Genomic DNA, 13,761 nt, shown 5'->3' with positions numbered 1-13,761 from the left:
CTGCTAGCTCCCTCGGTATACGGAGTAGCCGAACGGGTTGAGCAGCAGCGGCACATGGTGGTGCTCCCCCGGCGCGACCGCGAAGGCGACCGTGACGTCGGGGAAGAACGCGCCGCTGTCCCGAAGCGCGGGGGCGTCCTGCTGTGCCTCGGCTGGGGTGGTGGTACTGCCTGCTGCGGTGGTGGCCGCGTAGTAGGCCCCGGTGTCGAAGACGAGGCGTACGTGCCGGGTGCCGTCCGGCAGGGCCGGCAGGTCCTTGCACCGGCCGTCCGCGTCGGTCGCCGAGGCGCCGAGCGCGGTCCAGACCGCGTCCGCGCCCGTACGGGCCGACACCGCGACCGGCACTCCCGCGGCGGGCCGGCCCCTGCTGGTGTCGAGGACGTGCGTGGACACCGAGGGGGCGGGCCCCGCGACCAGGCGGGTGAGCCGGATCCGGTTGATCTTCCCGAGCTCGGCGCGCGCGATGTCGCGCTCCTGCTCGGGAGTGTGGGCGAGCCTTTGCACCAGCGCGTCCCGCACCTGCTCGCCGGTGGTGCCGGTGGCGCAGATGAGGAAGACGTGGCCGAACCTGTCCTGGTAGGCGAGGTTGAGGTCGGTCAGCTCGGCCCGCAGGGCGTCGGACGCCCCGGCCACGCCCCGCTGTTCGCGCGCCGAGACGGGGTCGCCCGGGGTGGGGCGGCCGATCGGGGGGTGCCCGGCGAGCGCCTCGTCGAGGTCGGTCCCCGTGAGCGCCCCGGTGGCGGCGTCGCTCGCGGCGAGCAGCTCGTCCGAGGACGCGTACGGCCGCCCGGCGAGCAGCCGTGCGCCCCAGGCGGGGCTTGCGCACACCTCGTGCAGTGCGGCGAGCGCGTCGGGGCGCGGGGCGGAGTTGAACCGGGCGAGGGGGGACGTCACCGAAGCCTCCTGGCAGTGCGGGACCGGCTGCGCCTCAGCTAACGCCCCGCACCGCACAGGCGTCAACACTTTGTTGAAAAAATGCGGCCTCCGTGTCCGCGCGCCGGACGGCCGGGTCAGGGCGCCTTGTCGCGGTTGAGGTAGTTGTAGACGGTGAAGCGGCTGACGCCGAGCGCCGAGGCGACGGTCTCGACCCCGTGCCGCACGGAGAACGCGCCGCGCGCCTCGAGGCCGCGCACGACCTCCTGCTTGGTGCGGCGGTCCAGGTCGGCGAGCGGCCTGCCGTGGGTGCGTTCGAGCGCGGCGAGGATGTGGTCGAGGGAGTCGGCGAGCTGCGGCAGCCGTACGGCGAGCACCGGCGCGCCCTCCCAGGACAGGACCACGTCGTCGGGGCCCGCGTCCCCGTGCGGCACGACCTCGCCGCCCATCGCGTCCACCAGCGGGCGTACGGCCGCAGTCAGCGGGTGGTCGGGCCCGCCGCTCACCTGTCGCCCTCCGGCTCCGACTCGGGTTCAGGTTCCGCCTCCGGCACCACGTTGACCTGCACGGAGATCCGGGTCGCGCCGGCGCCGAGCGAGGCGCGCAGCAGGCTGCCCACCGCGTCGAGCACCTGGTCGGCGCCGCCCTCCGCGGTGTTGCCGAACGGCCCGACGTCGAAGGCGTCGAGCCGTGCCGCCGCGACGACCTCGCGGGCGACGACCGCGTGCTCCGGCGCCTCCTCCAGGTCGAAGGGCTCCGTCGTGTACTCCACCCTCAGCCGCACTGTGCCCCCACCGAATCGCTGTGACCTGTGGCTTCCCGGCCGCCTGCCGACCAGAGCGACTCTAACGGGCGCATGCGCGCGGCGCGTCCCGGGGATGCCGGGTACATGACCACTCACGACACGATCTCCTGGGTCAGGCTCTCGGCCGTGCGCCTGCCGCTCGCGGTGCCCGTCAGCGACGCGAAGGTGCTGACCGGGCGGCAGCGGCCGATGACGGAGGTGGCGCTGCTGTTCGCGGACATCGCCACCGCGCGGGGACAGCGCGGCCTCGGCTTCACGTACTCCAAACGGGCAGGCGGCCCCGGCCAGTTCGCGCACGCCAGGGAGCTGGCCCCCGAGCTGCTCGGCGAGGATCCGAGCGACATCCAGAAGATCTGGACGAAGCTGGTGTGGGCCGGTGCTTCGGTGGGCCGCAGCGGGCTCGCCACGCAGGCGGTCGCCGCGTACGACATCGCGCTGTGGGACCTGAAGGCCCGCCGGGCCGGGCTGCCGCTGGCGAAGCTGCTCGGCGCCCACCGGGACTCGGTGCGCTGCTACAACACCTCGGGCGGCTTCCTGCACGCACCCGTCGAGGAACTGGTGGAGAACGCCGCGGCGGCCGTCGCGCGGGGCATCGGCGGGGTGAAGGTGAAGGTGGGCCACCCGGACCCGCGGGAGGACCTGCGCAGGCTGACCGCCGTGCGGGAGCGGCTCGGCGACGGCGTCCCCGTGATGGTCGACGCGAACCAGCAGTGGGACAGGCCGACCGCCCTGCGGATGGGGCGGGCCCTTGAGGAGTTCGGCCTGGTGTGGATCGAGGAGCCGCTCGACGCCTACGACGCGGCCGGGCACGCGGAGCTGGCCGCCGCCCTTGACACGCCGGTGGCGACCGGCGAGATGCTGGCGAGCGTGGCCGAGCACCGGGAGCTGATCAGGCTCGGCGCCGCGGACGTCCTCCAGCCGGACGCGCCGCGCGTCGGCGGCATCACGCCGTTCCTCCAGCTGGCGACGGTCGCGGGCCTGCACCACCTCCAGCTGGCGCCGCACTTCGCGATGGAGCTGCATCTGCACCTGGCCGCCGCGTATCCGGCGGAGCCGTGGGTGGAGCACTTCGACTGGCTGGAGCCGCTGTTCGAGGAGCGGCTGACCGTCGAGGACGGCCGGATGCTGGTGCCTGACCGCCCCGGCCTCGGCCTCACGCCGAGCGCGCAGGCCCTGGCCTGGACGACGGAGGTGTACGAGACGGGCGTGGCGCCCTGAGCCCGTGCGGATGTGCCCTGCCGGGGGCGGGGCACATCCGCACCGCCCCGGGTCAGCCGGCCGCGGGCAGCCGCTCGGTCACCGCTGCGACCAGCGGCGCGTCGTCGGCCAGGTCGGGTGCGCCGAGGAGGCCGAGCAGGGCCCGTACCGCGTCGGCAGGCGCCGCGGCCCGCCAGGCGTCCCGCAGCCGCCCGGCCGCCGGGTCGGCGTGCGCGGCGCCGTCCCTGCAGGACGCGGCCCACACCGCGAGGGCGCGGGCGAGCCACGGGGTGTCGCGGCCCGCGGCGCGCAGCTCACGCAGCGGGGTGAGCCAGCGCTCGGGGATCTTCAGGGAGCTGTCTGCGGCGATCTGGTCGAGGCGGTGGTGGACCGCCGGGTTGCCGAACCGGCCCACCAGCGCCTCCGCGTACGCGGCCGGGTCGGGTCCTGCGCCGGGCAGCGTGGGCGCGACCTCCGCGCAGTAGCCGCGCACCGCGTCCTCGCCCCAGCCGGCGGCGAGCGTATCGGCGACCGTGCGGCAGCCGGCGCGCAGGCCGAGGTGGGCGAGGAGCGAGTGGGAGCCGTTGAGCAGCCGCAGCTTGGTCAGCTGGTAGGGCGCCACGTCGGCGACGAACCGCGCGCCGCCCGCCTCCCAGCGGGGCCTCGGCCCGGCGAAGGCGTCCTGAAGCACCCACTCGGTGTACGGCTCGCACGTCACGGCGGCCTCGTCGCGCACGCCGAGCGCCCGCTGCGCCGTGTCGAGGTCGCCGGGGGCGGTCGCCGGCACGATGCGGTCGACGACGGTCGCGGGGAAGGCGACGGCGCCGCCCGCGATCCAGTCGGCGAGCGCGGCCCGCTCCGGCCAGCCGGTGGCCTCGACGAACTCCCGTACCAGGCGGGCCAGTACGGGGCCGTTGTCGGCCATGTTGTCGCAGCACACGACGGTGAGCGGGGCGCCGCCCGCGCGCAGCCTGGCGCGCAGCCCTGCGGCCAGCTGGCCGACCGGGGTGGCGGGGGCGCGGCCTGCGAGGTCGGCGGCGACCAGCGGGTCGGCCAGGTCGAGGCCGCCGCTCGCGGGGTCCCTGCGGTAGCCCTTCTCGGTGACGGTGGTGGTGACCACGGCCGTCTCCCCCGCGGCCAGCAGGTCCCTGAGCGGCCCGGCGTCGGCCCCGGCGTGCAGGGTACGGGCGAGGACGCCGGCCACCCGGGTGCGCGCCCCCTCGGGGTGGCGCAGCGTCACCGAGTACAGGTGGTCCTGGGCGCGCAGCGCGTCGAGGACGGCCCTGCTGTGCTGGGCGACCGCCGCGATCCCCCAGCCGTCGCCCGCCGCCTCGGTGTAGAGGGCCTGGTGGGCGCGGTGGAAGGCGCCGAGCCCGAGGTGGACGGCGCGTACGGGCAGGGCGCGCGGGTCGGCCGCGGGCCGCAGCCGCGCGGGCAGCGCGTCGTACGAGAGGCGGGGCACGGCGCTCACCAGTCGTGCACCGAGCCGTCGCGGCGGCGGCTGACCGGCAGGTACTTGGGGTCGTAGGGGAAGCGTGCCGCCGCCTCCTCGTCGAACTCGACGCCGAGCCCCGGCCGCTGCGAGGGGAACAGCGCGCCGTCGCGGTAGGTGTAGCCGGGCGTGAACACCTCGTGGGTGAGCGGGTCGTGGGCCATGTACTCCTGGATGCCGAAGTTCGGCACGGTCACGTCGAGGTGGACGGCCGCCGACATGCTGACGGGCGAGAGGTCGGTGGCGCCGTGCGAGCCGGTGCGCACCTGGTGGAGCTCGGCGAGGTGGAAGATCCGCCGCAGGTGGGTGATGCCGCCCGCGTGCACGACGGAGGCGCGGATGTAGTCGATGAGCCGCTCGGAGATCAGCTGCTGGCAGTCCCAGATGGAGTTGAAGACCTCGCCCACGGCGATCGGGGTGCGGGTGGCCGCGCGCACCTGGCGGAAGTTCTCCTGGAGTTCCGCGGGGGTGGGGTCCTCCATCCAGAACAGCCTGAGGTCCTCGACGCGGTGGCCGAGCTGCCCCGCCTCGGTGGGGGTGAGGCGGTGGTGCACGTCGTGCAGGAGGTGGAAGCCGAAGCCGAAGCGCTCCCGCACGGCGGTGAGGTAGCGGGGCGCGAAGTCGAGGTAGTCCTCGGTGTGCCAGGCCTGCTCGTCGGGGAGCGCGGTGGCCGCGGGCTCGTAGCCCTGGCCGTCGCCGTGGCGCACGCCGTAGCTGCCCGGCGATCCGGGCACGGCGGCCTGCGCGCGGATGGCGCGGAAGCCGAGCTCCTTGAAGCGGGCGACGTCGTCGAGGAGTTCGGCGGTGTCCGCGCCGCTCGCGTGGCCGTAGACGAGAGCGCCCTCGCGGGCGAGGCCGCCGAGCAGCTCGTACACGGGAAGCCCCGCGACCTTGCCCTTGATGTCCCACAGGGCGGTGTCGACGGCGGAGATCGCGGTCATGGTCACCGGGCCGCGCCGCCAGTACGCGCCCTTGTAGAGGTAGTGCCACATGTCCTCGATGCGGGCCGGGTCGCGGCCGACGAGCAGCGGCACGAGGTGGTCGCGCAGATAGGAGGCGACGGACAGTTCGCGGCCGTTGAGTGTGGCGTCGCCGAGTCCCGTGACGCCGTCGGACGTGGTGATCCGCAGCGTGACGAAGTTGCGTCCCGGTGAGGTGACGAACACCTCGGCGGCGGTGATGGTGGCCATGGGCCGGTTCCTCTTTCCGTTGTCCTTCGGTCGTGCACGGTGTCTGCTCGGTCGTGCGGGGAGGCCGCCGCAGGGTCTCAGGCGGGCGCGCGCTCGTCGCGGTGCGGCCAGTGCGCGTACTCCCGGCCGCCGAGTCTGCCGGGCGCGGTCTCCGGCAGCAGGGAGAGGGCGACGATGCTGACGGCGATCAGCGCGCCGACGTAGACGGCGTCCCAGACGTACGAGCCGCCGCCGGCGATCAGCAGCGCGGCCGCGACCACGGTGAACGGGCCGCTCGCGATCATCGAGCCGAACTGCCAGACGAGGGAGACCCCGCTGTAGCGGGCCGCGGAGGGGAACAGCTCGGGGAAGTAGGCGGCCTGCGGCGCGTAGGTGCCGGCGTGGCCGAGCGCGAGCCCGGCGATCAGCGCGGTCGTGATCACGGCGGTGTTCCCCGACCGCACGGCCTCGAAGGCGGGCACGACGAGGACGAGGTTGAGCACGGCGGCGGTGAGGAACACCGGGCGGCGGCCGACCCTGTCGGTGAGCCGGCCGAGCAGCGGCAGCGCCACGAGCTCGCAGACGACGGCGATGATCACGGCGTCGAGCACGGTGCCCGTGTCGTGGTGCAGGGAGTCGGCGTAGGAGACGAGGAAGACCGTGTAGAAGGGGAAGACCGCGGCCTCCACGAACTTCGCGAGCAGGCCGCCGACCAGCTCGCGGCGGTGGCGCGCGAAGAGGGTGCGGATCGGCGAGGGCGCCCTGCCCGCGGCGTCCGCCTTGGCGGCGCGGAAGGTCTCGGACTCCTGGATCCTGCTGCGGACGAACAGGCCGACGAGGACCACGACGGCGCTGAGCCAGAACGGGACCCGCCAGCCCCAGGAGAGGAACGCGCTGTCGGAGAGGTGGCCGTCGAGGACCGCGAAGAGCGCGGTGGGCACGAGGTAGGCGGCGGGCGAGCCGAGCTGGACGAAGCTGGCCCAGAAGCCGCGCCGCGCGCGGGGCGCGGCCTCCGCGGTCAGCAGGATCGCGCCGCCCTGCTCGCCGCCGACGCCGAAGCCCTGGACGAGCCGGACGAAGACGAGGATGACGGCGGCCCAGATGCCGATCTGGCGGTAGGTCGGCAGGCAGCCGACCGCGAAGGTGCCGAGTCCGGTCAGCAGGAGCGTGAAGACGAGGGCCCGCTTGCGGCCGAGGCGGTCGCCCACCAACCCCCACACCAGTCCGCCGAGCGGCCGGCTGAAGAAGCCCACGGCGTACGTCGAGAACGAGGCGAGCGTGCCGAGGGCGGGCGAGACGTCCGGAAAGAAGATCTTGTTGAACGCGAGCGCCGATGCGGTGCCGTAGATGAAGAAGTCGTAGTACTCCGCGACCGTGCCGATGACGGACGCGAACACGATCCGCCGGAGGGCGCGGCGCTGCACCCCGGCGGCGCCGGGGTCCGCGGGCGCCGCTCCGGCCGTGCCCGGCGGCGCCGACGGGGGTGTGACGGATTCGTTCATGGCGGTGTCATCGGCCCTTCGTCATCGGAGGATGTCGGCTACCATACAAGTATGCGAGCGGGCGCGGTCAAGCCCCGCGATTCCCCGCAAGGGGGACGGGCGCGGCGGGCGCGATAGCGTCCTGGGACGACGGTTCGGTGAAGGGGAGTCCGTGGCGAACACCCGGCAGCAGGTGCACGAGGGGCTGCGCGCGCGCATCATCCGGCTCGAACTGGAACCCGGCTCCGCGCTCTCGGAGAACGACCTCGCGGCCGAGCTCGGGGTGAGCCGCACGCCGGTGCGCGAGAGCCTGATCCTGCTGGGCGACGAGGGCCTGGTCGACGTCTACCCGCAGCTGGGCACGTTCGTCTCGCGCATCAGGCTGAGCGACATCGCCTCGGCGCAGTTCGTGCGCGAGGCGCTGGAGTGCGCGGCGCTGCGCGACGCGGCGGGGCGCGCCGGGGCGCGCGACCTCACCGACCTGCGGCGGCTGCTGCGCGCCCAGCGCGAAGCCGCGGAGGACGGCGACACGGACGCCTTCTTCCAGCTCGACGAGGACTTCCACGCCCGCCTGATGGCGGTCGGCGGCCACGCCTCCGCCTGGCCCGTGGTGGCCCAGGCGAAGGCCCAACTCGACCGGGCGAGGCGGCTCTCGCTCCCCCTGACCCAGCAGCTCCCGCTGCTCATCGGGCAGCACGCCGAGGTGGTCGACCTGCTCGCGGCGGGCGACCCCGCGGCGGCCGAGCGCTCGCTGCGCGAGCACCTGCGGCTGGTCTTCAGCGACGTGGAGAAGATCCGCGCGAGGCACCCCGAGCTGTTCAGCGAGGACGGCGAGACCCCGCGCCCCCGCAGGAAGCCCGCGGGGCGCCAGGTGTCCTGACCCGCGGGGCCGTACCCCGGCCGCGCGCCGGCCGCCCCGGAGCCCCCGTGACGCTCCCTCAGGGAAGCTCCGGGTGGCTCCGGATGAAATGTTTCAATGCCCGTTGCGCGTGTCTTGACAGGCGAGAGTCACGCAACCTACGGTCCATCTGAATCGATTCATCACATCGCGCAGCTCGTCACCGCCCCAGGAGGGGAAGACATGCCCGACGCCACCGAAGTGAAGGCCGCGCTCCTCGCGCGCTCCAACCGACTGGGCGCCGATCCGCGCAACACCAACTACGCGGGCGGCAACACCTCGGCGAAGGGCGAAGCGACCGACCCGGTGACGGGCGGCGCGGTCGAGCTGATGTGGGTCAAGGGCTCGGGCGGCGACCTGGGCACGCTGGCCGAGCCCGGCCTCGCGGTGCTGCGGCTCGACCGGCTGCGCGCCCTCACCGGCGTCTATCCGGGGGTGGAGCGCGAGGACGAGATGGTCGCGGCCTTCGACTACTGCCTCCACGGCAAGGGCGGCGCCGCGCCCTCCATCGACACCGCCATGCACGGCCTGGTGGACGCCCCGCACATCGACCACCTCCACCCCGACTCCGGCATCGCGCTGGCCTGCGCGGCCGACGGCGAGGCGCTGACCCGGGAGTGCTTCGGCGACCTGGTGGTGTGGGTGGACTGGCGCAGGCCCGGCTTCCAGCTGGGCCTCGACATCGCCGCGGTCAGGCGCGCCAACCCGCAGGCGATCGGCTGTGTGCTCGGCGGGCACGGCATCACCGCCTGGGGCGACACCTCCGACGCCTGCGAGGCCAACTCGCTGCGGATCATCCACGAGGCCGAGCGCTTCCTCGCCGAACGCGGCAGGCCCGAGCCCTTCGGCCCGCTCCTCGACGGCCACGGCCCGCTGCCCGAGGCCGAACGGCACGCCCGCGCGGCCGCGTTGGCGCCGCTGCTGCGCGGCCTCGCCTCCACGGACCGCCCGCAGGTCGGGCACTTCAGCGACGCGGAGCCCGTACTCGACTTCCTGGCGCGCGCCGAGCACCCGCGGCTCGCCGCGCTCGGCACGTCCTGCCCCGACCACTTCCTGCGCACCAAGGTGCGCCCGCTCGTGCTCGACCTGCCCGCCTCCGCGCCGCTCGGCGAGGCCGCGGCGCGGCTGCGGGTGCTCCACGAGGAGTACCGCGCCGCGTACGCCGCCTACTACGCGCGCCACGCGGACGCCGAATCCCCCGCGATGCGCGGCGCCGACCCGGCGATCGTGCTGGTGCCCGGCGTCGGGATGTTCTCGTACGGCAAGGACAAGCAGACGGCGCGCGTGGCGGGCGAGTTCTACCTCAACGCGGTCAACGTGATGCGGGGCGCCGAGGCGGTCTCGTCGTACCGGCCGATCGAGGAGTCGGAGAAGTTCCGCATCGAGTACTGGGCGCTCGAAGAGGCCAAGTTGCGCCGGATGCCGGCGCCGAAGCCGCTGGCCACCCGTGTCGCGCTGGTGACGGGCGCGGCCTCCGGCATCGGCCGTGCGGTGGCGAGGCGGCTGGCGGCCGAGGGCGCCTGCGTGGTCGTCGCCGACCTCGACGGGGAGAGCGCGTCCGCGGTGGCGAAGGAGCTGGGCGGCCCCGACCGCGCGGTGGCGGTCGCGGTGGACGTGACCCAGGAGGACCAGATCGAGGCGGCGTTCCGCGCGGGCGTGCTGGCCTTCGGCGGGATCGACCTGGTCGTCAACAACGCGGGCGTCTCCGTCTCCAAGCCGCTGCTCGAGACGACCGCGCGGGACTGGGACCTCCAGCACGACATCATGGCCCGCGGCTCGTTCCTGGTCTCGCGGGAGGCGGCGCGGGTGATGGGCGAGCAGGGCATGGGCGGCGACATCGTCTACATCGTCTCGAAGAACGGCGTGTTCGCCGGGCCCAACAACGTGGCGTACGGGGCGACCAAGGCGGACCAGGCGCACCAGGTGCGGCTGCTCGCCGCGGAGCTCGGCGGGCAGGGCATCCGGGTCAACGGCGTCAACCCCGACGGCGTGGTGCGGGGTTCCGGCATCTTCGCCGGCGGCTGGGGCGCCCAGCGCGCCGCGGTGTACGGCGTGCCCGAGGAGAAGCTCGGCGAGTTCTACGCGCAGCGCACGCTGCTCAAGCGCGAGGTGCTGCCCGAGCATGTGGCGAACGCGGTCTTCGCCCTGACCGGCGGGGAGCTGACGCACACCACCGGGCTGCACGTGCCGGTGGACGCGGGCGTCGCCGCGGCCTTCCTGCGCTGAGCCGGGCCTGCCGCCGCGCCCCCGGCCCCGGCAGGTCCGCCGAGGCCCCGGCCGTCCCCCACCGGGCGGCCCCGCCCGCCCGCCCCACCGGTACGCCCCACCGAGAGAGCCGTCATGCCGAGCCGCACCCCGTCCTTCGCCGCCGTCGACCTCGGAGCCACGAGTGGGCGCGTGATGGTGGGACGCGCGGACGCGGACAGCCTGCGCCTCACCGAGGTGCACCGCTTCGCCAACCGGCCGGTCGAACTCCCCGACGGGCTGCGGTGGGACATGGTCGGGCTGTACGGCGACGTACTGGAGGGCCTCGCGCACGCGGCGCGGGCGGCGGGCGGCGTGGCCTCCCTCGGCATCGACAGCTGGGCCGTGGACTACGGGCTGCTCGACGGCTCGGGGCGGCTGCTCGGGACCCCGTACCACTACCGGGACGGCCGCACCGAGGGGGTGGCGGCGCGCCTCGACGGCGTGCTGCCGGCGGAGGAGCTGTACGAGGTCACGGGGCTCCAGCACCTGCCGTTCAACACGGTCTACCAGCTGGCCGCCGAGGCGGGCACCCCGCAGTTCGGCCTCGCGAGGACCCTGCTGCTCGTCCCGGACCTGCTGACGTACTGGCTGACGGGGAGCGTGGGCGCCGAGGCCACCAACGCCTCCACGACGGGCCTGTTCGACGCGCGGCGCGGCGGCTGGTCGTACCCGGTCGCCGAGCGGCTCGGGATCCCGCGCGGGCTGCTGCCGCCGCTGCGCTTCCCCGGGGATTCCGCGGGCACCCTGCGCCCCGCGGTGGCCGCCGCGACCGGGCTGCCGGAGGGCACCCCGGTCACGGCGGTGGCCTCCCACGACACGGCCTCCGCCGTGGTGGCCGTGCCCGCGGCGGACGAGGCGTTCGCGTACGTCTCCTGCGGCACCTGGTCGCTGGCCGGGCTCGAACTTCAGGCGCCCGTGATCGACGAGCCGGCGCGGGCGGCCAACTTCACCAACGAGCGCGGCGTCGACGGCACCATCCGCTTCCTGCGCAACATCATGGGCCTGTGGCTGCTGACGGAGACACTGCGGACCTGGCGGGCCCGGGGGCTGCCCGCGGAGCTGGGGCCGCTGCTCGACGAGGCGGCGGCGGCCGAGCCGTTCGCGGCGCTCGTGGACCCCGACGACCCGTCGTTCCTGCCGCCGGGCGACATGCCGGAGCGGATCGCGGAGTACTGCGCGCGCACCGGTCAGCGGCCGCCTCGCGGGCAGGGCGCGGTGGTGCGCTGCGTCCTGGAGTCGCTGGCGCTCGCGCACCGGTCGGTGCTGCGCACGGCGGCGGAACTGGCGGGGCGCGAGGTGCGGGTGGTGCACCTGGTGGGCGGCGGCAGCCGCAACGAGCTGCTGTGCCGGCTGACCGCCGACGCCACGGGCCTGCCGGTGGTCGCGGGCCCGGCGGAGGCGACCGCGCTGGGCAACGTCCTCGTCCAGGCACGGGCGTTCGGCCTCGTGCCCGATGTGCGGGCGATGCGCGCGCTGGTCGCGCGGAGCCAGCCGCTGCGCCGCTACGAGCCGTCGGGCACCGAGCGCGCCTGGTCGGCCGCTGCCGCCCGGGTCGGGCTGCGCTGAGCCGCCGCAGCCGCCGTCCTGTCGCGAAGGGCCCGTACGTCCACGGCGTACGGGCTCTTGACATGCGCCCCACCCTCCGGGCAGTCTTCCATTAAGCAGAAAGTAGATTCCGCAATACGAAATAAGAGCATGCGGAGCTACTCGCCACCGGACGGACGCTGGAGACCCATGCCCCGCGACACCGAGCGCTACGACGTGAACCTGTCGATCCTCTTCACCGAACTCCCGCTGCTCGAACGGCCGGCGGCGGCCGCGGCGGCCGGATTCGACGCCGTCGAGCTGTGGTGGCCGTGGACCGACACCGCCACGCCCCCGCAGAGCGACCTCGACGCGCTGCGCGGCGCGCTCGCCGACGCGGGCACGCGCCTCGTCGGCCTGAACTTCTACGCGGGCGCGCTGCCGGGACCCGACCGGGGCGCCCTGTCGATCCCCGGGCACGAGTCCGACCGCTTCCGCGCCAACGTCGACGTGGCGGCCGACTTCGCCGCCTCCGTCGGCTGCACCGCGCTCAACGCGCTGTACGGCAACCGCGTGGACGGCGTCGCCCCCGAGGCGCAGGACGCGCTGGCCCTGGAGAACCTGGCGCTGGCCGCCCGCGCCGCGCACCGCGTCGGCGCCACGCTCCTGATCGAGGCGCTCAACGCGCCGGAGTCGCCGCGCTATCCGCTGCTGACCGCGAAGGACGCGGTCGCCGTGGCCGACCGGGTCAACGAGGCGACGGGCCTCGGCAACGCCGCCTTCCTGCTCGACCTCTACCACCTGTCGATGAACGGGGCCGACCTGCCCGCGGTGATCGACCGGTACGCGCCGCGCACCGGGCACGTGCAGATCGCCGACAACCCGGGCCGCGGCGCGCCGGGCACCGGCGCGCTGCCCCTCGACGACCTCGTGGCGCGGCTGCGCAAGGCGGGCTACGACGGCTGGATCGGCCTGGAGTACAAGCCGGGCGACCGGCCGAGCAGCGAGGCGTTCGGCTGGCTGGCCGGCTGAGCCCGCCCTCCCGCACGGCCGGGCCCCCGGGCCTCGGCACCACCCCGAGCACATCGAAAGGTTCCCGTCATGACCGACCTCCCCAAGATCGCGTGGATCGGCCTCGGCATCATGGGCTCGCCCATGTCCGAGAACCTGATCAAGGCCGGTTACGCCGTGACCGGCCACACCCTGGAGCAGGAGAAGCTCGACCGCCTCGCCGCCGCGGGCGGCACCGCGGCCGCCTCGATCGCCGAGGCCGTCGCGGGCGCGGACGTCGTCGTCACGATGGTGCCCGCGTCGCCGCAGGTGGAGGCCGTCGCGTACGGCCCCGAGGGGATCCTGGCGCACGCGCGGCCCGGCACCCTGCTGATCGACATGTCCTCGATCACCCCGCAGACCTCGGTCGACCTGGCCGCCGCCGGCGCGGAGAAGGGCATACGCGTCCTGGACGCGCCGGTCTCCGGCGGCGAGGCGGGCGCCGTGGAGGCGGTCCTGTCCATCATGGTCGGCGGCGAGCGCGCCGACTTCGACGCGGCGCGGCCGCTGTTCGACGCGCTCGGCAAGACGGTCGTGCACTGCGGCCCGCACGGCGCCGGGCAGACCGTGAAGGCAGCCAACCAGCTGATCGTCGCCGTCAACATCGAGGCGTGCGCGGAGGCCGTGGTCTTCCTGGAGAAGTCGGGCGTCGACCTGTCCGCCGCGCTCGACGTGCTCGGCGGCGGGCTCGCGGGATCGACCGTACTCGCCCGCAAGCGGGACAACTTCCTCAAGCGGGACTTCGCGCCGGGCTTCCGCATCGACCTGCACCACAAGGACATGGGCATCGTCACCGACGCGGCCCGTGCGGTGGGCGCGGCGCTGCCGGCCGGCGCGGTGGTGGCCCAACTGGTCGCCTCGCTGCGCGCGCAGGGCGACGGCGGGCTCGACCACTCGGCGCTGCTGCGCGCCGTGGAGCGCCTCTCGGGCCGCGCGGATCGGCCGAGGACGGCGGAGGCTCATGTCCAGGAGGTGGCCGGGACGGCGGGTTCGTTCTCCCGGAGGTGGCGGGTTTCTTCAAGACG

General features: G+C 74.7%; 11 protein-coding genes and 1 pseudogene. 6 read left to right on the top strand and 6 right to left on the bottom strand.

The window, feature by feature from the left end; translation table 11 throughout:
- Window positions 1-3: 3 nt before the first annotated feature.
- The 3 genes from uraD to AB0910_RS30110 all read right to left on the bottom strand — a co-directional run bounded on the left by uraD (window position 4) and on the right by AB0910_RS30110 (window position 1,657).
- Complete coding sequence (uraD, locus tag AB0910_RS30120) at window positions 4-894, bottom strand: 2-oxo-4-hydroxy-4-carboxy-5-ureidoimidazoline decarboxylase (RefSeq protein WP_366747833.1); 891 nt, start codon at window positions 892-894, stop codon at window positions 4-6.
- A gap of 116 nt (window positions 895-1,010) precedes the next feature.
- Window positions 1,011-1,379, bottom strand: a complete 369-nt coding sequence (locus AB0910_RS30115; RefSeq protein ID WP_366747832.1) for a helix-turn-helix domain-containing protein — start codon at window positions 1,377-1,379, stop codon at window positions 1,011-1,013.
- Complete coding sequence (locus AB0910_RS30110; RefSeq protein WP_366747831.1) at window positions 1,376-1,657, bottom strand: hypothetical protein; 282 nt, start codon at window positions 1,655-1,657, stop codon at window positions 1,376-1,378. Before AB0910_RS30110 ends, AB0910_RS30115 begins: the two co-directional genes overlap by 4 nt.
- A 105-nt stretch (window positions 1,658-1,762) precedes the next feature.
- On the opposite strand from AB0910_RS30110, the gene AB0910_RS30105 reads away from it, so the two are divergent.
- Window positions 1,763-2,896, top strand: coding sequence for a mandelate racemase/muconate lactonizing enzyme family protein (locus AB0910_RS30105; protein WP_366747830.1), 1,134 nt, complete (start codon window positions 1,763-1,765; stop codon window positions 2,894-2,896).
- A gap of 52 nt (window positions 2,897-2,948) precedes the next feature.
- On the opposite strand, the gene AB0910_RS30100 is transcribed toward AB0910_RS30105, so the two are convergent.
- The 3 genes from AB0910_RS30100 to AB0910_RS30090 all read right to left on the bottom strand — a co-directional run bounded on the left by AB0910_RS30100 (window position 2,949) and on the right by AB0910_RS30090 (window position 7,038).
- Complete coding sequence (locus tag AB0910_RS30100; RefSeq protein ID WP_366747829.1) at window positions 2,949-4,346, bottom strand: mannitol dehydrogenase family protein; 1,398 nt, start codon at window positions 4,344-4,346, stop codon at window positions 2,949-2,951.
- Complete coding sequence (gene manD / locus AB0910_RS30095) at window positions 4,343-5,557, bottom strand: D-mannonate dehydratase ManD (protein ID WP_366747828.1); 1,215 nt, start codon at window positions 5,555-5,557, stop codon at window positions 4,343-4,345. Before manD ends, AB0910_RS30100 begins: the two co-directional genes overlap by 4 nt.
- Window positions 5,558-5,634: 77 nt before the next feature.
- The gene (locus tag AB0910_RS30090; protein ID WP_366747827.1) at window positions 5,635-7,038 is read right to left on the bottom strand and encodes an MFS transporter; all 1,404 of its coding nucleotides are present in this window, start codon (window positions 7,036-7,038) and stop codon (window positions 5,635-5,637) included.
- A gap of 151 nt (window positions 7,039-7,189) precedes the next feature.
- On the opposite strand from AB0910_RS30090, the gene AB0910_RS30085 reads away from it, so the two are divergent.
- The 5 genes and pseudogenes from AB0910_RS30085 to AB0910_RS30065 form a co-directional block, all read left to right on the top strand.
- Window positions 7,190-7,897 carry a GntR family transcriptional regulator gene (locus tag AB0910_RS30085; RefSeq protein WP_366747826.1) on the top strand — a complete coding sequence of 236 codons (708 nt, stop codon included), beginning with the start codon at window positions 7,190-7,192 and terminating at the stop codon, window positions 7,895-7,897.
- Window positions 7,898-8,098: 201 nt separating this feature from the next.
- Window positions 8,099-10,141 carry a bifunctional aldolase/short-chain dehydrogenase gene (locus tag AB0910_RS30080; protein WP_366747825.1) on the top strand — a complete coding sequence of 681 codons (2,043 nt, stop codon included), beginning with the start codon at window positions 8,099-8,101 and terminating at the stop codon, window positions 10,139-10,141.
- 114 nt (window positions 10,142-10,255) lie between these two features.
- On the top strand, window positions 10,256-11,728 hold the full coding sequence (locus AB0910_RS30075) for a rhamnulokinase family protein (protein ID WP_366747824.1): 1,473 nt from the start codon (window positions 10,256-10,258) through the stop codon (window positions 11,726-11,728).
- A gap of 168 nt (window positions 11,729-11,896) precedes the next feature.
- Window positions 11,897-12,718 carry a TIM barrel protein gene (locus AB0910_RS30070; RefSeq protein WP_366747823.1) on the top strand — a complete coding sequence of 274 codons (822 nt, stop codon included), beginning with the start codon at window positions 11,897-11,899 and terminating at the stop codon, window positions 12,716-12,718.
- A 69-nt stretch (window positions 12,719-12,787) separates the two neighbouring features.
- Window positions 12,788-13,666, top strand: a pseudogene (locus AB0910_RS30065) (2-hydroxy-3-oxopropionate reductase); the annotation flags it as partial.
- Window positions 13,667-13,761 lie beyond the last annotated feature (95 nt).

It is taken from the genome of Streptomyces sp. NPDC047002, assembly GCF_040704505.1.
Taxonomy (GTDB): domain Bacteria; phylum Actinomycetota; class Actinomycetes; order Streptomycetales; family Streptomycetaceae; genus Streptomyces.
This window is presented reverse-complemented; position numbering and strand designations above follow the sequence as displayed.